Origin of the sequence: Butyricicoccus pullicaecorum (assembly GCF_002160355.1) — a bacterium.
GTDB classification, from domain to species: Bacteria; Bacillota; Clostridia; order Oscillospirales; family Butyricicoccaceae; genus Butyricicoccus; species Butyricicoccus pullicaecorum.
This window is the reverse complement of sequence record NZ_NFKK01000001.1, coordinates 85695-106003: the sequence shown is the minus strand read 5'-3', so window position 1 is coordinate 106003 and position 20309 is coordinate 85695. Positions and strand designations below refer to the sequence as shown.

17 protein-coding genes are annotated in these 20309 nt (G+C 57.7%); 1 reads left to right on the top strand and 16 read right to left on the bottom strand.

What is annotated here, in order from left to right; all coding sequences use genetic code 11:
• Positions 1–102 precede the first annotated feature (102 nt).
• The 15 genes from B5F17_RS00535 to B5F17_RS00465 all read right to left on the bottom strand — a co-directional run bounded on the left by B5F17_RS00535 (position 103) and on the right by B5F17_RS00465 (position 19102).
• Positions 103–840, bottom strand: a complete 738-nt coding sequence (locus tag B5F17_RS00535) for a pseudouridine synthase (protein WP_407922583.1) — start codon at positions 838–840, stop codon at positions 103–105.
• A 266-nt stretch (positions 841–1106) separates the two neighbouring features.
• Positions 1107–1622: a DUF4830 domain-containing protein gene (locus B5F17_RS00530; protein ID WP_016148316.1), complete on the bottom strand. Its 516-nt coding sequence runs from the start codon at positions 1620–1622 to the stop codon at positions 1107–1109.
• A gap of 170 nt (positions 1623–1792) precedes the next feature.
• Positions 1793–3874, bottom strand: a complete 2082-nt coding sequence (gene fusA, locus B5F17_RS00525) for an elongation factor G (RefSeq protein ID WP_016148317.1) — start codon at positions 3872–3874, stop codon at positions 1793–1795.
• 186 nt (positions 3875–4060) lie between these two features.
• The gene (locus B5F17_RS00520; protein WP_087369801.1) at positions 4061–6196 is read right to left on the bottom strand and encodes a hypothetical protein; all 2136 of its coding nucleotides are present in this window, start codon (positions 6194–6196) and stop codon (positions 4061–4063) included.
• Between the two features lie 8 nt (positions 6197–6204).
• On the bottom strand, positions 6205–6987 hold the full coding sequence (gene rlmB / locus B5F17_RS00515; protein WP_016148319.1) for a 23S rRNA (guanosine(2251)-2'-O)-methyltransferase RlmB: 783 nt from the start codon (positions 6985–6987) through the stop codon (positions 6205–6207).
• 255 nt (positions 6988–7242) lie between these two features.
• Positions 7243–8451 carry an aspartate kinase gene (locus tag B5F17_RS00510; protein WP_016148320.1) on the bottom strand — a complete coding sequence of 403 codons (1209 nt, stop codon included), beginning with the start codon at positions 8449–8451 and terminating at the stop codon, positions 7243–7245.
• A gap of 61 nt (positions 8452–8512) precedes the next feature.
• Positions 8513–9406: a homoserine kinase gene (thrB, locus tag B5F17_RS00505; RefSeq protein ID WP_087369799.1), complete on the bottom strand. Its 894-nt coding sequence runs from the start codon at positions 9404–9406 to the stop codon at positions 8513–8515.
• Positions 9407–9426: 20 nt separating this feature from the next.
• A complete protein-coding gene (locus tag B5F17_RS00500) occupies positions 9427–10587 on the bottom strand; it encodes a homoserine dehydrogenase (RefSeq protein WP_016148322.1) in 1161 nt (386 codons plus the stop codon).
• A 21-nt stretch (positions 10588–10608) separates the two neighbouring features.
• The gene (locus B5F17_RS00495; RefSeq protein ID WP_016148323.1) at positions 10609–11052 is read right to left on the bottom strand and encodes an ACT domain-containing protein; all 444 of its coding nucleotides are present in this window, start codon (positions 11050–11052) and stop codon (positions 10609–10611) included.
• A gap of 304 nt (positions 11053–11356) precedes the next feature.
• Entirely contained in the window at positions 11357–13315 is a 1959-nt protein-coding gene (ftsH, locus tag B5F17_RS00490; RefSeq protein ID WP_087369797.1) for an ATP-dependent zinc metalloprotease FtsH, read from the bottom strand.
• Between the two features lie 60 nt (positions 13316–13375).
• Positions 13376–13918, bottom strand: coding sequence for a hypoxanthine phosphoribosyltransferase (hpt, locus tag B5F17_RS00485; protein ID WP_040332940.1), 543 nt, complete (start codon positions 13916–13918; stop codon positions 13376–13378).
• 5 nt (positions 13919–13923) lie between these two features.
• Positions 13924–15213 carry a tRNA lysidine(34) synthetase TilS gene (gene tilS, locus B5F17_RS00480; RefSeq protein WP_162608032.1) on the bottom strand — a complete coding sequence of 430 codons (1290 nt, stop codon included), beginning with the start codon at positions 15211–15213 and terminating at the stop codon, positions 13924–13926.
• A gap of 41 nt (positions 15214–15254) precedes the next feature.
• On the bottom strand, positions 15255–16589 hold the full coding sequence (gene dnaB / locus B5F17_RS00475; protein WP_016148327.1) for a replicative DNA helicase: 1335 nt from the start codon (positions 16587–16589) through the stop codon (positions 15255–15257).
• Positions 16590–16595: 6 nt separating this feature from the next.
• Entirely contained in the window at positions 16596–17039 is a 444-nt protein-coding gene (gene rplI / locus B5F17_RS00470) for a 50S ribosomal protein L9 (protein ID WP_016148328.1), read from the bottom strand.
• Between the two features lie 62 nt (positions 17040–17101).
• A complete protein-coding gene (locus B5F17_RS00465) occupies positions 17102–19102 on the bottom strand; it encodes a DHH family phosphoesterase (RefSeq protein WP_087369793.1) in 2001 nt (666 codons plus the stop codon).
• Between the two features lie 138 nt (positions 19103–19240).
• On the opposite strand from B5F17_RS00465, the gene B5F17_RS00460 reads away from it, so the two are divergent.
• The gene (locus B5F17_RS00460; RefSeq protein WP_087369790.1) at positions 19241–19612 is read left to right on the top strand and encodes a VOC family protein; all 372 of its coding nucleotides are present in this window, start codon (positions 19241–19243) and stop codon (positions 19610–19612) included.
• A 57-nt stretch (positions 19613–19669) separates the two neighbouring features.
• Here B5F17_RS00460 and B5F17_RS00455 read toward each other — a convergent pair whose 3' ends face one another.
• A complete protein-coding gene (locus B5F17_RS00455; protein ID WP_016148331.1) occupies positions 19670–20308 on the bottom strand; it encodes a type I phosphoribosyltransferase in 639 nt (212 codons plus the stop codon).
• Position 20309 lies beyond the last annotated feature (1 nt).

The following is a 20309-nucleotide window of genomic DNA, read 5'->3' as shown; positions in this document are numbered from 1 at the left end:
TTTTTTAAGAAATTATACCACAGGTTCGTCCATTTTTACACAAAAATTTTCATGAATCTTTGTATATTTTTCCAATCCGACGCAAAATCCCATATTTTTGCGTCAACTGCCACCCGAAACTGCCGCAAAAAGCGCCGCAATTTCTTCTTCGGTCAGCGGCCGATACTGCCCGCGCGCCAGTGCCGCGTCCAGCACAAGCGGCCCCATGGACAGTCGCTCGAGTGCCTCGACATGCCCGCCGACAGCGGCGACCATGCGCTTGACCTGATGGTACTTGCCCTCGCGCAGCACAACGAACACCTCGGTCAGACCGTCCGGCTGCACCGCTCCCACGGTCAGCTCGGCCGGACGGCATTTTGTCCCGTCCCCAAGCGTCAGACCGTTCGAGAACTGCTGTACCGCGTCATCTGCCAGTGTGCCCGACACCAGCGCCCGATACCGCTTGTCCACATGTCTGCGCGGCGAGGTCAGTGCGTGATTGAGTGCACCGTCATCGGTCAGGAGCAGCAGGCCCTCGGTGTCCTTATCCAGCCGTCCGACTGGTGCCAGACCGTCGCGCTCACGCTCGGGCAGCAAACTCAAGACCGTTTGCTGGGCCGCGTCCTCGGTTGCCGAGATCACGCCCATCGGTTTGTTGAGCATAAAATACCGCTCGCGGCGCGCACGCAGCGCCACACCGTCGACACAGATGGTGTCCACGTCGGCATCCACCTTGCAAGCCGGATCGCGGCAGGCTGCACCGTTGACCGTGACTCGTCCGGCACGAATGAGGCCGCCCACTTCCTTGCGGCTGCCCGCACCGCGGCTCGCCAGCATCTTATCCAGACGCTCCCGCGCCATGCACATCCCTTCCTTTCCTCAGATACACATAGCGTACCACTTTTTTGCACTTTGCACAATAGCTCCAGCAAAAAAAACCGAATTTCTTCGCTCACTCTTGTTAGTTTTTTACAACGCCTCTGCTTACCTTCCACAAACATGCACAAAATCCTTCAGGTATTTTTTACGATTTGACCGGCTCGTTTGGTGTAACCATAGCGGAAATTTCCGGTAAAACAGCGAAAAGCCAGACCGATTTTTCCGGTCTGGCTCGCATTTTTTCGCGATTATTCGCCCTCGGACGGTGTCTGCGTCTGATCGCCCGCCGAACGATCTGTAACCGCTCGGACAAAACCGTCTGCATCTTCCGAGCAGATATCCGCCGCGATTAAGTTGTCCCGGTAGAGCACCAGATTGGCCGTGACCCCGGTTTCTCCGCTTGGGTCGTTGCGCACCTGATAGACGTACAGCTGGCATTTCCTGCCCTGATAGCGGGTCAGATCCAGCCCCTGTGTCTTTTGCAGTTCATTGTAGCTCTGGTAGGCCGCGTCGAAGGTATCCGGGATGCGCACGTCCTGTTCGGACACCGGGTTTTCATCGACTTCCCAGCCATATCCCCGCAAAAATGCCACGCGGTCATCGTTCGTCTTGAGCTTACACGAGATACTGACCTCGGCTGCCGTGCTGGCGGTATCCGCTTCCCCGCCCAACAGCCAACAGCCCGCACCCACCACCATCGCACAGACCGCCAGCAGGCCGACTACCAGTTTTCTGCGGGTCAGTTTGGTCGCATACATTACCATAAATCCCAACGCCTCCCATCGCGTATCCTTACCACAAAGATATGGACGGGCAGGCCGATTTAGAACCACAAAAAAGAAGGACATCCACTGTTTTGGATGCCCTTCTTGCAAATCCCGTGCAGGCCGTGCGCTGCCCGCACGGAATCAGGGGGACTTTTTTGTAATCAGACTCAGTCGCCCAGTGCCTCCAGGCGAGCCTTGTTGTCGGCGATGACCTTCTCCTGTACCGGAGCCGGTGCCTCGTCGTAGCGGATGAACTCGGACTCGAACGAGCCGCGGCCCTGAGTCATCGAGCGCAGGGTGATGGCATAGTCAGACAGCTCTGCCATCGGTGCCTCGGCTAGAATCTCCTGCTTGCCGCCGTCAACCGGGTTCATACCCATGATACGGCCGCGGCGCTTGTTCAGATCGCCGATGACATCGCCCATGTAAGCGTCCGGAATCAGAACCTTGAGCGAGCAGATGGGCTCAAGCAGAACCGGGGATGCCTGCGGGATACCAGCCTTGTATGCCAGACGAGCAGCCATCTTGAAGGACAGCTCGTTGGAGTCGACATCGTGGTAAGAACCGTCGGTCAGGGTAGCCTTCAGGCCGACCAGCGGATAGCCAGCCAGCACACCGTGCTCCATGGCCTCGCGGATGCCCTTTTCAACTGCCGGCCAGAAGTTCTTCGGAACCGAACCGCCGAAGATGCTCTCTGCAAAGACGAAATCCTGATCCATGCAGGGCTCGAAGTCCATCTTGACGTGACCATACTGACCATGACCGCCCGACTGCTTCTTGTGCTTGCCTTCAACCGATACCTTTTTGCGGATCTTCTCGCGGTACGGCACGATGGGCTTGGACAGCTCGACCTCAACGCCGAACTTGTTCTTGAGCTTGGAGCAGATCACATCCAGATGGATATCGCCCATGCCCGAGATCAGCATCTGCTTGGTCTCGGTGTTGTACTCGGTGGAGAAGGACGGGTCTTCGTCGCGCAGACGAGCCAGACCGGTTGCGAGCTTTTCTTCGTTGCCCTTATTCTTGGGTGCGATGCCCTGTGCATAGCACGGCTTGGGCGGCTGTACCGGGTCGAGGTTGACCTTACGAACCGACATAGACAGCGTATCGCCAGTCTTGGTGGTTACGAGCTTTGCAACTGCGCCGATATCGCCGCAACCGATTTCGGTGACCTCGGTGGTCTTCTTGCCGCAGATCTCGTAGATATGTGCCATCTTCTCGTTGGCATCTGCACGGCGGTTTACCAGAGTCATATCCTGCTTAACCGAACCGGAGAATACCTTGAAGTAAGAGAATCTGCCGTACTGGTCGGCAACCGTCTTGAAGATCATAGCTACAGTCGAGCCGTTGGGCGTGCAGTTAATCTCGATCAGCTCGCCCTTCTCGTCCTCGCAGACCTCAACCGGTGCTTCGTCGGGAGACGGCATGTAATCGGCAATGCCCTTGAGCAGTGCGTAAGAACCGATACCGGTTGCAGCGGTGCCGCAGAATACCGGTGCGATGACCAGGTCCTTGACGCCCTGACGGATGCCGGCGATCAGCTCTTCGTCCGAGAACTCTTCGCCTGCGAAGTAGCGCTCCATCAGCTCTTCGGACAGCTCTGCAACGTTCTCGCACAGTGCTGCGCGGTGCTGATCGATACGGTCTACCATGTTCTCCGGGATCGGGATCTCGACGCGCTTGGTGCCGTCCATGCGGTATGCCTTGCGGATTACACAGTCGACAACGCCGACGGTATCACGATTGCCCTCGAAGATGGGCACGACGATCGGGCAAACCGAAACGCCGAACTGCTTCTGCAGCTTATGCAGCGAAGTATAGTAATCGGAGTTTTCCTCATCGATCTTGGAGATGTAGAACATGCGGGGCATCTTGCGCTCTTCCGCACGCGCCCATGCCTTCTCGGTGCCGACACCGGGGCCGGACTTACCGGTTGCAACGATCAGCGCGGACTCGGACACGCGCAGTGCCTGATTGACCTCGTTTTCGAAATCGAAGAAGCCTGGGGTGTCGAGCAGGTTGATCTTGCAGTCGTTCCATACGACCGGTGCAACGGCGGTCGAGATGGAGAACTGGCGCTTGATCTCTTCGGGGTCGAAATCACATACGGTATTTCCATCGGGTACCTTACCGACGCGGTCGGTAACCCCGGCGGTGAATAACAGGCTCTCGACCAGCGAGGTCTTACCGTCGCCGCCGTGACCCATGATGCATACGTTTCGGATCTTGTTTACCGGAAATGTCGCCATAATTACACACTCTCCTGCCATTTTGTTCTTTCGCTTGCGCACATTGGAGTCGATTACTCCTTGTTCGTAATTATAACCCACTATCGCGAGAATTGCAACCGATTTTTTATGCAGTATGCACATTTTTACTGAGATATGAAAAACACCGCCCTTTCGGACGGTGTTTTTTTGCACAATTTTTACTTCTTAAAGTCCCTTTCTGGTATGGAAAGTGACAAAAAACGACGGAATGTACCAGAGAATGAGATAAAGCAGCACATTTCTCGGCGTGACCGCCTCAGGATGGCCGGTGAAGGCCAGATAGAACATCAGAAGCAGGCCGCAGATGCCACCGACCGCACCCAAAATCAGGTTGGAGCGCATTGCGCCGGACAGCTTGTCTGCCGACTGGTGTACCTGTGCAAAGGGCACAATGCCGTCGCGCGACAGGATTGCGCAGACACGGTCGCCCATGGTGTAGGCAGACGAGGTCACGGCAGCGACACGGTCGGAAGCGACCTCACCGATGCGTCCGCGGCGGGTCTCGAACATCTTCTGCACCATCTCAGGCGAGATGTTGAAGTCACGGGTTGCCAGCTCGGGCATCACCTTGAGGCGAATGAGTGCCTGCAAAGCGCTGAAGGTCTGTGCGTTGGAGTGATAGGTCAGCTGGATGACACCCGCAGGCTGGCCGTTGATAACCACATAGACACCGGTCTCGACATCTCTGCCCTTCTTGGGCTCCTGTACCGGCATGCCCATGCGTGCCATGTACGCAGCTGTGCCGACCAGTACGGTATCCGCACCGATCTCGCCCGACAGACCGCCCATATCGTAGACCTTGATGTTGGTCGCACGTGCCGGACGACCGTACTGCTCACGCAGCGCCTCGGCCAGCAGCTTGCCGATCTCCATGTCGTAGCCGTCGGTGACGGCAACTGCATAGGACAGCAGCTTTTCCGGGGTGTAGCCGCTGTGTGCGCGCACCTCGGTGATGGTGACCGTTCCACCCGGGAACAGATCGGTGTCCTGAATGACCGCACGGCGTGCCTTGCGCACGCGGAATGCGGCCTGACCGCCTGCCAGGGCTGCGCCCTCGGACAGCAGACGGCGGGAAACATGGTAGTAAGCACGGCCAAACGCGCACAGGATGGGCAGCGGGCTGACGATGGTCAGCATGGCCGACAGATTCCAGAAGAAGTAGCTGATATCCTGACGTACCAGCGAGACGACAACCGACAGCACAATGCAGGCTGCCAGCATGATGGGTGCGTAGACCTTGGCAAAGCGCTCGGTTGCGTCCGGACGCTCGAGCTCACGCTGGAACTCGGTGCGGTCGCTCAGGCGCGACTTGACCGTGCGGCGGGCATGGTCGTTGCTGTCATGGTGATAGTAGACACCCATCGGGTTTTCGTGCAGGGTGAGTGCCTTGTATGCACGTGCACGGCCTGCACAGCGGTTCTTCTCCTCGCGGATGGCTGCGTACAGCAGCAGGATGCAGATGGAGGAGTACGGCAGAACGCCAGCCCAACCGCCGATGATGAAGGACATACAGTGCAGAATGGTGGCCATATTGGCAATCGCGACGAGCGAAGCGCGGTCAGCCTTGCCGGTGACCAGATTGTAGAAGCCCGAACCGACCACGTCAATGCCGATCAGCATGGCGATAATCTCAAAACCGACCTGTACGAGCATGAACAGGCGCGGATTGGAAGCGAAGCTGATGAGGCTGGGCATGGGCAGAGCCAAACTCTCGGCCATGGTCAGATAAAGCGAAATCAGACCCAGAATCAGCACCGGAATGGCGCGTCGTCCAAGGTTCTTGGAACGGCGATTGTTCAGCACCATGGCCTTGCTCGGTTCGATCAGCTCTACATCGTCCTCGTCCTCATCGCGCATACGTGCCGCCTGACGGGGCATCTGCTGCTGTGCTGCCGGACGCTGCTGCGCACGGACAGGCTCTCCCTCCTGCTCTGCCTGCGCAGGCTGTGCTGCCTGCTGTGCGCTCTTGCGCTGCACGCGAATTTCCTGCTGCTGCATGCCGGACGCCGTGCGCGGTACACTGCTCTGTGCAGCCGGGCGTGCCGCCTGCTGCTTGGATGCAAACTGCGGGGGTGTTGTCGCGTGTGCCGCGTGCTCAGCGTTGGCCTCGTCGACCACACCGCTGACCTCGGCTAAAATATCGTCCAGATTAAACGTGCGCCCACCGCTTGTGTTGCGGCTCTCCTGCGCCTGCGGCGCTGCCGCAGCCTCGGCCTTCACCTGGCTCTTGGGCTCGGGCACATCCTCGCCGAGCAGCTTACGAATGTCGTTAAGCTCGGCGGTATCGAATTTGTTGCTCATTTCTCTCCTCACTTCCCATAAGTCCGACGGCGAACGGCCTCAAACAGCAGTACTGCCGCCGCATTTGATGCGTTGAGCGAATTGACCTTGCCACGCATCGGAATGCTCACAATAAAATCACACTTCTGGCGCACCAGACGGCTGATACCCTCGCCCTCGGAACCGATTACGATGGCGGTCGGGCCGGCAAAATCGGCCTCATACAGGCCAACCGTGCCGTCAGCCTCGGCACCAAACACCCACACGCCGCGCTCCTTGAGCTCGTCAATGAGTCCGGCGAGGTTGACCGTCTTGTGCACGGGCATATAGGCCAGCGCACCGGCCGATGCGCGTGCCGCAACCGCGGTCAGACCAGCTGCGCGACGCTTGGGGATAATCACACCGTGTGCGCCTGCGGTCTCAGCCGATCGGATGATCGCGCCCAGATTGTGCGGGTCTGCGATGCCGTCGCAGATGACGAACATCGGCGCCTCTCCCTTATCCGCCGCGTTCTGAAACAGGTCGTCAAGGCTCGCATAAGCGTGTGCCGCTGCCTGCGCGATGACACCCTGGTGATTGCCGGTCGTGCTCATGCCGTCCAGCTTGCGTCGGTCGCACTCGACCACCGGTACCCCGCGCGACTTTGCCAGCGCGATGATATCGCCCATGCGTGCGCCCTGTGCCACGAATACTTTATCGCAATCCTGACCGGATCGCAAAAGCTCGGTCACCGCGTTGCGGCCCTCGAGCAGATTATTATCTTCGTCCGCTTCCCGATTGGGACGGAATTTTTTTCCATTCGGATTGTGCATCTCAAATTCTCCTAAAAATAGAATTTCCAGTCTGGTTTTTATTATAGCACACCCGATTCGGCTGGTTCAATGTCCATTCGATGAATTCATCAAATTGTTACCTGTTTGCCTTCCGATACGGCAAAAATACCCCGATACGCACAAAAAGACGGCTCCCAAAACAGGAGCCGTCCCCGCTTGCCTTCCGGTTTCCCGGAAAGGGCAATCCGATGCCGCGCAGCCGGGGGTCGACTGCCGCTGCAAGGGTATATTTTCTTACATGTTGAAGAACTTCTGATGGATCGCACGGACTGCCTTTTCGCTGTCCGCCTCGTTGATGAGAACCGAGATCTTGATCTCAGAAGTGGAGATCATACGAATGTTGATGCCGGCGCTTGCCAGAGCCTCGAACATCATCGCAGCAACGCCCGGGTTGGAAGCCATACCAGCGCCAACGATGGAGACCTTTGCAACGGTGGTGTTGATGGAAACGTCTTCGAAGTCCAGGCCTTCCTTGTTTGCGTTCAGGATCTTGCCGACTTCCTCAGCCTTATCCTCGGGGATGGTGAAGGTGATGGACTTGCGGCCCTTCTGACCAACCGACTGCAGGATAATGTCAATATTAACCTTGTGCTTTGCCAGGAGCGAGAATACCTTAAACGCTACGCCCGGCTCGTCGGGCAGGTTGATAATCGCCACGCGGGCGCAGTTATTGTCACGGGCTACGCCGCTTACATTCATTTTCTCCATGTCAGAACCCTCCTTGACTTTGGTACCCGGATTGCGGGTAAAGCTGGACACGACTTCCAGATCGACGTTGTACTTCTTAGCCATTTCGACCGAGCGATTGTGCAGAACCTGCGCGCCCAGCGTTGCCAGTTCGAGCATCTCATCATAAGTGATTGCTTCGAGCTTGCGTGCGTCGGGAACGAGGCGCGGGTCAGCGGTGTAGACACCGTCTACGTCGGTGTAGATCTGGCACAGGTCTGCGCCGAGCGAAGCTGCAATGGCAACCGCGGTCGTATCCGAACCGCCGCGGCCGAGCGTCGTGATGTCGTCCTGCTTGTTGATGCCCTGGAAGCCGGCGACGATGACGATACGGTTGCGGTCCAGCTCAGAGCGGATGCGCTCTGCGGTCACCTTGCGGATGCGTGCCTCGGAGTAGTTGATATCGGTCTCGATACCTGCCTGCCAGCCGGTCAGCGAGATGACCGGGAAGCCCAGCTTCTGAATCGCCATCGCCAGAAGCGCCATAGAGATCTGCTCGCCTGCCGACAGCAGAACGTCCATCTCGCGCTTGGACGGGCGGTCGTTGAGCTCGGCCGCCTTGGCGATGAAGTCATCGGTCGTGTCACCCTGTGCAGACACGACGACAACCACCTGGTTGCCCGCCTTGTATGTAGAAGTAACGATGTCCGCAACGTTTTGCAAACGTCCGGTATTGGCGACCGATGTGCCGCCGAACTTCTGTACAATCAAACTCATTTTCTTTCGTATCCTCCTCCGGGACCTGTCTGCCAGTCAGACGGGCCCTTACGATGCAAAATTAGAACCGGGTTACGGTTGCGCCGACCTCATCACAGGTCAGGCGAATGGGCGTCCAGTGCGGGAAGTTCTGTTCGCAGTACATCTGCGCACGGGACAGGTAGGTCTTATCCGCAGAATCGACCACCGCAATGATGGACGGGCCCGCGCCCGAGATGAACGCACCGAGTGCGCCCATGCACTTGGCTGCGTGCACGACATCCCGGCCGCCCGGGATCAGATCAAAGCGGTACGGCTGGTGCAGGCAGTCGCCGACCGCCACGCCGACGTTTTCCAGCTTACCGGTCGTGAGAGAGCCGGCGAGCAGGGCTGCACGCGCCAGATTGAAGACCGCGTCATGATGCGCGACCTTCTGCGGCAGAGCTGCACGCGCCTTTTCGGTGGACAGCTCAAAGTCCGGAATAAAGGTGATAAAGTCGACCGTACCGTTCATGGGTACGCGCACGCTCCACACCTTGCCATACTCGAGCAGCGCGACACAGAAGCCGCCCAGGATGGCCGGGGTCGAGTTATCCGGATGTCCCTCGATGGATGCCGCCAAGTCGATGATGTTCTCCTGGCTGAGCGGGTCACCGAGCAGCGCGTTTGCGCCCAGAATACCGGCGACCGTGCAGGCCGACGAAGAGCCCAGACCGCGGGTCTGCGGAATTGCGCAGTCCTCGACGATCTTTAGGCCGCTCAGCGGCTTGCCACAGATATCATACACCTTTTTGGCGCATTGGTAAATCAAATTATTTTCATCTTTCGGAATATCGTCACCTCGCACATCTGTGATGTCGATATGATCGGATTCTTCCATCGTAATGACGTTATAGAGGTCGAGTGCGATGCCGATGCTGTCGTAGCCCGAGCCCATATTCGCACTCGTCGCCGGTACCTTGACCGTTACTCCCATCTGTCTTTTCCTCCTTCTGCTCACAGTACACGCATCGCGCCTTCAGCCTGCGGCAGCTTCTCACGCAGCTCGGCTGCGGTCATGGGCACGGTCAGCGCCGCACCTGCGACCGTCTTGGCTGCAAGCTCTGCCGGTACTTCGCCGCGCACGTACCATGCGCTCTCCAGCTGATCGATGGGCAGCAGCAGCTTCTGCGAGCCGTCGCCCCACTCGACCGGACGGCGCTTCTCGCGGTGTGCGATGGCGTCCATCATGTCAGCAACGACAGCCGAAGCGGTTGCATGCTTGCCTGCGCCCTGACCGTAGAACATGACCTCACCGACCATGTTTCCGGTTACAAGGATGCCGTTGAATACGTCTTCGACGCAAGCCAGCGGGCTGGTCTTGGGTACCAGATGGGGTGCAACAAATGCAAAGATCTTGCCCGACTCGGTGCGCTTTGCGCGGCCGATGAGCTTGATGACATAGCCAAGTTCGCTTGCAGCGGCAACGTCACCCAGCGTAATGCCGCTGATGCCCTGGCAGGAAACTTCGTCCGGATCGATCTTGTCGCCGAACGCCAGGTCGGACAAAATGCAGATCTTACGGCAAGCGTCGTGGCCCTCGATGTCGGCGGTCGGATCGTTCTCCGCATAGCCCATCTTCTGTGCCTGACGCAGTGCGTCGTCAAACGCAACGCCGTTGTGAATCATCTGGCTGAGGATATAGTTCGTTGTTCCGTTGAGAATGCCGCAGATCTCCTCGATCTGGTTGGCTGCGAGGCACTGCATCATCGGGCGAATGAGTGGGATACCGCCGCCGACCGATGCCTCAAACAGGTAGTTTACGTTGTGCTCCTTGGCCAGTGCCAGCAGTTCTTCACCGTGGACTGCGACCAGCTCCTTGTTGGAGGTGCACACGCTCTTGCCTGCCTTCAGGCAGCGCTTGGAAAACTCATAGGCTGCACCCACGCCGCCCATGACCTCTGCAACGACGCAGACTTCAGGATCGTTCTCGATGACCGAGAAGTCGGTCACAAACTTATCTGCATAGGACAGCTTGGAGAAGTCGCGCAGATCGAGTACATACTTGACCTCGACTTCCTCGCCGACCGCCTTTGCGATCTGTGCAGCATTCTGTGCAAAGACATCATAAACGCCCGACCCGACCGTGCCGTGACCCATGATTGCAACTTTTAACATAACGAAATCCTCCCTTTATGATTATTCACTTGCCACCACTTCAATATGCAGGACGCCGTCAAGCGCCTCCGCGCGCTGCATGAGCGCGTCTACCGTGCACTTCATCTCTTCGGTGCGTGCGGCAATGGTAACGGCTGCCTGACCGCTCATGGGAATGCTCTGATTGATCGTCAGGAGGTTGGCGCCCACGCGGGCGAACAGCCCCAGGATGCTCGAGAGCACACCCGGCCGGTCGGAGAGCATGAGGTGGAAGGTGATAATACGGTCATGCGCCGCCTCGTAGAAGGGGCGAATGCCGTCTTTATACTTGTAGTATGCCGACCGCGACAGGCCTACACTCTGCGCGGCTTCACTTGCGGTGCGGACGCGGCCGGCCTTGAGCGCGGCGTTTGCCCGGACGACTTTCTGAAATACCTCGGGCAGCAGCGCACGCTCCACAAGGTAGTATTTGGGTTCATTTTCCATGTTGTCCTCCATGCAAATACATCTGTCTTTCTCGCGCTTCATAAGCATACCATAGAATGCCCGCGAATGCAAGTGCGTTTTCAAGTTTTTCCACATTTTTTCGCGGATTTTTTTGCGTATCACCGGATATTGCAGACATTTTCTTTCGTACGCTTACTTGTTTTAGTGAAATGAAGTGCAAAACCTGCCTGGCGGACGATTTTTTTGTGCAAAATGTCTACGGACATTTGTGCGCACCAAACGCACACAAAAAAAGCACGCATTCAGTCATATGACCGAATGCGTGCCTGTGTGATTTTGTGTCTTACAGACCGAGTTCCTCATCCTTGGATTCGGGAATGGATGCTTCTTCCTGCGGCTTTGCAGGTTCAGCGGTCTCGGGCTGCTTGTCGAGCTGCACCTTGTTTGCCGTGCCCTTGAGCTCAGCCTCGGACGGGGCAACCCGATCGGGTACGTCCTCGCCGTTGTACAGCTTGCGGAAGGTATCGCCGTCCAGGGTCTCGTTGCGCAGCAGATACTCGGCAACGCGCGTCATCTGCTCGAGATTGTCCTCCAGCAGCTTGCGGCAGCGGGTATTTGCCTCCTGAATCAGGCGATGGATTTCCTCGTCGATCTCAGCAGCCTTGGCATCCGAATAGCCCTTGCCTGCGGCAAAGTCACGGCCAAGGAAGATCTCGCCGCCCTGTACGTCATAGTCGACCGGGCCGATCTTATCGCTGAAACCGTAGTTGATGACCATTGCACGCGCCATTGCGGTCGCCTGCTTGATGTCACCGTAAGCACCCGTGCTCACGTCGTCCATGGTCAGCTCCTCGGCAACACGGCCAGCCAGGCAGACAACCAGATAGTCTTCCATGTAGCGGCGGGTGCGGTATGCCTTGTCCTCCTCGGGCAGCGGCATGGTGAAGCCGCCTGCACCGTTGGAACGCGGAATGATGGTGACGTGGTGAACCGGGTCCTGCGTGGGCAGAACGTGGAAGGCAATGGCATGACCGGCCTCATGGTAAGCGGTCAGCTTCTTGTCCTCGTAGTTTACCACATGGGTCTTCTTCTCAACACCCATAACGACCTTGAGCAGCGACTGCTCAATCTCCTCGAGGGTGATGAACTTCTTGTTGCGGCGGGCAGCCAGCAGCGCTGCCTCGTTGAGCAGGTTTTCCAGATCGGCACCGGTAAAGCCGGCAGTCGTCTGGGCGATGGACTTGAAGTTTACGTCCGGGTCAAACTGCTTGCCGCGTGCGTGTACCTTAAGGATGGCCTCACGACCGATGACATCAGGTGCACCGACGTAGACCTGACGGTCGAAACGACCGGGACGCAGCAGCGCGTTATCCAGAATGTCCTTACGGTTGGTCGCTGCGATGACGATAACGCCCTCGTTTGCACCGAAGCCGTCCATCTCGACGAGCAGCTGGTTGAGCGTCTGCTCGCGCTCGTCGTGACCGCCGCCAAGGCCAGCGCCGCGCTGACGGCCAACCGCGTCGATCTCATCGATGAACACGATCGCCGGTGCGTTCTTCTTGGCCTGCTCGAACAGGTCACGGACACGGGATGCGCCGACACCGACATACAGCTCGACGAAGTCCGAACCGGAAATGGACAGGAACGGCACGCCGGCCTCGCCTGCAACCGCCTTGGCAATCAGCGTTTTACCGGTACCCGGAGGGCCCACCAGCAGAACACCCTTGGGAATGCGTGCGCCGATATCGATAAACTTCTTGGGGTCCTTGAGGAACTCGACGATCTCCTGGAGCTCTGCCTTTTCCTCGTCTGCACCGGCTACGTCGGCAAAAGTGACCTTTTTCTTGTCATCGCTCGCCATCTTAACACGGGCACGGCCAAACTGCATCGGATTGCCGCCGCCTCCGCCCTGCTTGTTCATCATAAAATACCACAGCAGGCCGAACAGAACGAGGACGATCAGATAGGGCACAAAGCTTGCCCACCAGGGCATCTCGACCGTCTTGTAGGTATACTCCTTGAGGATGCCGGCATCCTTCTGCTCGCGGATGGTCTGACCGAGGTCAGCGTAGAAGATGTCGCGATAGGGCACCTTCGCGGTGACGCGGGTCTTGCTCTCATCGTTCAGCTCCAGCGTGAGCGTTGTGTCGTTGTAGGTGAATTTCTCAACCTTTTGTTCCTCGAACAGTGTCACAACCGTGGAGTACGGTACTTCCTGACTCTTGTTGCCCACGCTCAGCATATAGCTGACCGCGCTCAACAGCAGCAGGATAATGATCAGATAAAGGCCGAAGCCTTTCATTTTCCCTCTCAAATTGGTTTCCAACTCTCCTTTCATGTACGCGCCCGGACGGGCGCACGGTCATTCGCCGCCGTAGACAGACGGCTTGAGAATGCCGATATACGGCAGGTTACGATATTTCTCCGCATAGTCCAGACCGTAGCCGACGACAAATGCGTCAGGAATCTCAAAGCCCAGATAATCGACCGGAACGTCGACCTTGCGGCGCTCGGGCTTGGACAGAAGCGTACACAGGCGGATGGATGCCGCGCCGCGTGCCTTCAGAATCTTCATCAGGAAACTGAGCGTCACGCCGGAATCCAGAATATCCTCGACGATGATCAGATGACGACCGTCGATCTTGCTGCCGATGTCCTTGATGATCTGTACTTCGCCCGTGGTCTTGGTGCCCGCGCCGTAGCTCGAGACCGCCATAAAGTCCACGTTGCAGGGAATGGTGATCTTGCGGGTCAGGTCAGCCATGAAGACGTAGGAACCCTTGAGCACGCTGACGACCAGCGGGTTCTTGTCCTCGTAGTCCGCACTGATGCGTGCGCCCAGCTCTGCGACCTTATCGGCCAGCTGCTGCTCGGAAAATAATACTTCCTGAATGTCGTTTCTCATCATCTTTATAACCCCTCAAAACGGAATTCGAGTATCTTACCGCCGCGCGGAACGCGGCTTTGGTCTATGCCGACCCCCTGGGCCAGGATGACCCCGTTCTGGTCGGCGATCACAGCCAGGCGGCTGCGCACTGACAGCGGTACGGACAAATCGGCAAAGAGCCGCTTGAGCTGCCGTGCACCGCGTGCCCCGGGGAGCGTCAGCCGATCTCCGGGTGCCGCCGGGCGGACGGCCAGCGTACCAAAATGTATTGTACCACAATCTGCCAGAAAAGTATCGCACGTTTTGTGAAAAACTTCGCCTGGTTTTTTTGTGTTTACAGTCAATATGGTGGATGAATCCCACAACCGGCCGCGAAACCCGTCGAACAGAGGCACGGACGCGCGTTCCGGTTCAAACAGAATGCGCAGTCTGCCCTGCTCGCGGTAAGCGCGAAAGCCTGCGGGTAAATTGCAGCACCGGTCACCGCCCGGCGCAAGCAGTCCGGTCATCAGACCGATGTGCCGCTCGGACACCTGCTGCATGGGCACGCCTGCACGGCGCAGGAGTGCGGTAAGCATGCGGCTCTGGATGGCCGGAAGCTGATCGAAGGCGGCAAGTGCAATGCCTTCCGACGGACTTCCCTGCCCCAGTGCACGCTCGGCTAGGATACACAGTGCGTCGTCATCCCGGCGCAGCTGCTCGGCCAGCCGGATGGCCGCACCGGTGCAGCCCGGGTTCACCGTGCGCAGTGCGGGTACGACCGTGTGCCGGATGCGGTTGCGGGTGTAGTCGAGTGACAAATTGCTGCTGTCCACGACGAAGTCCTGTCCGAGGCCGGACAGGTACGCCTCGACCTCGGCACGGGTCGCCGTCCACAGCGGGCGAACGATCTCGCCGCGCACGGGCGGAATGCCCGCCATGCCGCGCGTTCCCGTCCCGCGTGCCAGATGAAAGAGCATGGTCTCCAGATTGTCGTCCGCTGTGTGCGCGGTTGCAATCCGGGTGATGCCCTGCCGTGCAGCGCAGCCCGACAGACGTGCATAGCGCAGCTTGCGTGCCGCGGTCTCCACACTCTCGCCGGTCTGGGCGGCATAGGCCGTCGCGTCCTCGCGCTCGAGTGTGAGCGGTACGTCCAGTTTTATGCACAGGCTGTGGACAAAATCCGCATCCCGCTCGGACTCCTCTCCGCGCAGACAGTGATTTAAGTGGTACGCCCGGACGGGATAGCCCAGCGCACGCAGCACGCACACCAGTGCCACCGAATCCGCACCGCCCGACAGCGCAGCCAGAACCGGCTGTCCGGGACGTAACATATCATACCGCGCAATGGTGTGTGCGGCTTGTTGTTCCAGGTTCATGAGTGAATCCGATCACGCGACGAGAACGTCGTATACTGGCCGATCCATTGCAGCTCGACCGTGCCGGTTGCACCGTGACGGTTCTTCGCCAGAATGATTTCAGCGACATTTTTGTCGTCGCTCTCGGCGTCGTAGTAGTCATCGCGATAGATAAACATAACGATGTCGGCATCCTGCTCGATCGCGCCCGATTCTCGCAGGTCGGACAGCATGGGACGCTTGTCGGCACGCTGCTCGGCCGCACGGGACAGCTGGGACAGGCAGACGACCGGAACATTGAGCTCCTTTGCCATAATTTTCAGGCTTCGGGAGATCTCCGCAACTTCCTGTACGCGGTTCTCGCTGCGCTTGCCGCCCGACTGCATCAGCTGGATGTAGTCAATGACGATCAGGCCAAGGTTTTCGCCCAGTCTGCGGCACTTTGCCTTGATCTCAGCGACGGTAATGGCCGGGTTGTCATCTACATACAGATGGGTCTTGGCCAGCACGCTGGTCGCGCGGGCAATTTTAATCCAGTCATCCTGGTTGAGACTGCCCGTCTTGAGCTTGTGCGAGTCCAGCAGCGCTTCACTCGCCAGAAAACGGGAAGCCAGCTGGTCTTTGCTCATCTCAAGCTGGAAGACAACCACGTCCTTGCCCGAGGACTTGGCCGCATTGAGCGCGATGTTGAGCGCGAATGCGGTCTTGCCCATACCGGGACGAGCCGCGACCAGAATGAGATCAGATTTGTTGAGGCCGGTCAGCGCAACGTCCAGGTCGCGGAAACCGGTCGACAGACCGGGGATATCGCTGTCCGAGCGGCTGCGCTCATCGAGCTGTGCATACAGGTCCATGATGACCGACTTGAGCGGAGATAAGCCCTTGATCTCGCGTCCCTGACGCACCGAGTAGATCTTCTGCTCGGCAAGCTCGGCCACCTCTGCCGCCGAACCGCCGCCGCTGAACGCCAGATTCTGAATTTCAGCACCGGCGTTTGCGATGGCGCGCAGCATGCTCTTGTCGCGCACGATGGATGCGTATTCCTTGACGTTTGCCGAGGTCGGGGTGACTTCCATCAGCTGCATGAGGTATGCGCGTCCGCCGGCCTCGTCGTAATAGCCCTGCGCCTTGAGTCGATCGAGTACGGTGACCGGGTCGATCTTGAGCGCGGTGTTAAACATGGAGTAAATGGTCTCGAAGATGCGCTGGTGCTCCTCGGCATAAAAGTCCTCGGGGCGCAGCAGTTCGATGACCTCGGCAATGCAGGCCGGGTCGATCAGCATGGAGCCGATGACCGCCTGCTCTGCCTCCAGACTTTGCGGCAGCTGCCGTGCGAGCAGTTCGTCTGCCACGATATCTTACGCCTCCACGACGTCTACGGTGATCTCCGCGACGATTTCCGGATACAGCTTGGCCTTGACGATGGTGGTGCCGAAGGTCTTGATCTGCTCCATAACGATCTTATTCTTGGGAATGTCCATGCCGTGCTGGGTCTTGAGGCACTCGGATACTTCCTTTGCAGTAACTGCGCCGAACAGACGGCCGCCTGCACCGCCCTTGGCCGAAACCTTGACGCGAACGGTCTTGAGCTTTGCAGCGTACTCCTGTGCGGCAGCCTTCTCGACCGCTGCGCGATGTGCAGCAGCCTCATCGGCCTGACGCTTGAGATTCAGGTTGTCAGCGGTTGCAGCGACAGCCAGACCGCGGGGCAGCAGGAAGTTTCTGCCGTAGCCCTCGCTGACCTCGATCATGTCGCCCTTCTTGCCCTGACCCTTGACGTCCGCTTTCAGAATGACTTTCATTGTGTGTTCCTCCGTGGTATTGATAAGAATTTTAAGCTGTGTAAATGCCATCAAATGGATGGTCAGTCATTGTTCTGCTCATCCTGCTGATAGCGTTGGATGGCGCTGAGCGTGTCGACTTCGACCTCTCGCACCGATCCGTGCATGATCTGCGCACCGGCAGACGAGTGATTGCCGCCGCCGCCCAGATACTCCATAATAAGCTGTACGTTGACCGTACCGTCCGAGCGTGCCGAGACCAGCACATCGTCGCCGCTTGGGAAGACAACGATGGACGATCGCACGCCGTTGATGCCGAGCAGGCTGTCCGCCGCCTTGGCTGCGGTCACGCGGTCAACCTGATCCTTGGTGACTGCCAGAACGATGCCGTCCCCGCAGTCTCGTGCGCCTGCGATGATACGCTGACGCGCGATATATTCGTCAAAGCTGCACTGGAACAGCTTCATGACCTCGCTCATGTCCGCACCTACACGCTTTAAGTAGGCAGCGGCTTCAAAGGTGCGCACACCGGTCTTGACCGTAAAGCCCTTGGTATCCAGATAGATACCGGCGAGCATGCACTCGGCCTCGGCCTTCATGACCTCGCTGGTGGGCACCATGTACTGTAACATCTCACTGACCAGTTCACAGGTCGAAGATGCGTAAGGCTCATGCAGATTGAGCGCAAAATTCTCGATGTAGTTGGCCGCACGACGATGATGGTCGATGACGGCAACCTTGTTGATGGACTCCAGAAGCGGCTGGGATTCCACATAATCCGGCCGGTTAGTATCGACCACGATGAGCAGCGTATTGAAATCGCAGCGCACCATCGCGTCATCGGGCGAAATGAGGATATCCTGATACTCGGGCACGGCTGTGATCTTGTTGATCAGGTCGTGCGCCATGTTGCGCTCCTGATTGATGACGATATGCACGGGCTTGTCCCGATGGCGCACCGCGCAGGCCATACCGACGGCTGCGCCGAATGCGTCCATATCGCTCATCTTGTGACCCATAATCATAACACTCGACGAGTCGCGAATGAGCTGTACAAGTGCGTTTGCAACCACGCGCGACTTGACCTTGGTGCGCTTTTCCAGCTCCTTGGACAGTCCGCCGAAGAAATCGAAGTTATAGCGGGTCTTGATGACCGCCTGGTCACCGCCGCGTGACAGCGCCATATCCAGCGCGACACCGGCGTTTCTCCAGTTTTCCTCGTAGCTCTCGCCGTCCTTGCCGATACCGATGGACAGGGTCGCCAGAACGCCTGCACGGCTCTGAATCTGGCGCACACTCTCGAGTACGCTGAACTTCTTCTGCTGAAGTTTGGCAAAGTCGTTTTCTTCCAGCACAAAGACGTACTTATCACGGTCGTACTTGCGCAGAAGTGCGCGGCTCTCCTTGGTCCATTCGCTGATCTTCTTGTCGATGTCAGCCAGAATGCTGGACTTTTCCGAGTCGGTCGCGTCCTTCATCAGCTCCTCGTAGTTGTCAATGGAGATGATGGCGACCACCGGACGGCTGCGCATGTACGCGTCGCGCAGCTCGATGAGCTCGGTGCACGGCACCAGATAAATGAGCATAAGGGTTTCGCCCGCGTGGTCTTCTCCCGATGCGAGCAGGTTGCCGAACACCCAAAAGATATTCTTTCCGATTCGCACCTCACCCGGGTACTGCGCCTTGCCCTCGACCAGCCAATGCGTCTCGAATTCGGGTGCCAGATCGGTCAGCTTCTCGTTGAGTGCTGAATCGAAATGCCCGGTCGCTTCGCAAAATGCGTCGTTTGTCCAAACGATCTCACCGGTTGCCGCCTGTGCGATGGCGGTCGGCATGGGGAACCGGGTGATAGACGGATGGGTCGCGCTGTCGATCGAGAGTGTTACGGTCTGCATGTACCGAATGATATCACGCCGGCGGGTGCGTTCCCGATACTGGTAGAGCAGGAACAGTAAAGCGTCCAACGCAACGCCGGTGACTGCGAACGGAACCGAGATATAGGCGCAGGCGAGCGCAAACAGCAGGAAAACAATAAAATAAAACTGATGTCCGGGCTGTAAGAGCTTTTTTAATCGCTTATCCAAAGCAGATGCCCTCCGTTACACATAATTATACAGATACAGTATACCAAAACCCTTGCGTAAAGTAAATGAGAAGTTGTCTTCTCTTTTGGAATATGTTAAGGTAATATGGTAGTTTACTTCTCAGGAGGATTTTTTATCATGCAGTTTTCGTTTTATCATACCAATTATAATGTGCGTGACCTCGACCGCTCGATCGCGTTCTATCAGGAAGCGCTGGGCCTGACCGAGCAGCGCCGCATCAACGCGGAGGATGGTTCGTTTATCATCGTGTACCTGGGCGACGGTGTTTCTCCCTTCCAGCTCGAGCTGACCTGGCTGCGCGACTGGGATCGTGCGTACAATCTGGGCGACAACGAGTTCCATCTGGCCTTCCACGTGGACGATTACGAGGCAGCACATGCAAAGCATCAGGAGATGGGCTGCATCTGCTTTGAAAACCCGGCAATGGGCATTTACTTCATCAACGATCCCGACGGATACTGGCTGGAAGTCGTTCCGCAGAACAAGTAACAGAAAAAAAGGTCATGTCGAAAAAGACATGACCTTTTTATTATATCCATATTATTTTTACAGCTTGCGATAGCCGCGCGGGGTGACAATCGCGTCGAGCGGGATACCCGCCGCGCAGGCCGGGCAGTTCTTGCCGTGGGCGCAGGTCTGATAGTTGGGGAAATCCGCACCGGTAAACAGGCTGACCACCGGTTTGCCGTCCAGCTCGGAGATATTGGAGAACAGTGCAGCGTTGCCCACAACGTGACCTCCGTAGTATTCCACGCACTCGGCGATCTGGCTGAGCGTCTGACCGGTCGAAGCCGAGGCCACCATGACAAAGACCGCCTTGCCGTCGATCATCGGGCGCAGATTGTCCGCAAAAATAAACTGGCCGTTGATGTTGGAATCGGGCTCGACCAAAAACAGGTCACGGCCGGTATTCATGCTCGAGAGCGACTCGCGGGTCAGCTCCTGCGCCAAATATGCGCCAATGTACTCGGTGCCCTCCAGACACAAAATGGTGTCCACCGGCATACCGGCCATGCGTGCGGCAAAACTGCGCGCCGCCGTCATCGCCAGACTCTGTTTATGCTTTAAGTCGGACATATCAATATAATAATTGATATGAGAGTGGTTGGTCGCAAAATGTCCCGGAATCGCATCGGCATACAGTCGGGATTTGACTTTGGAAAGCACACAAATAGGCTGCTGCATG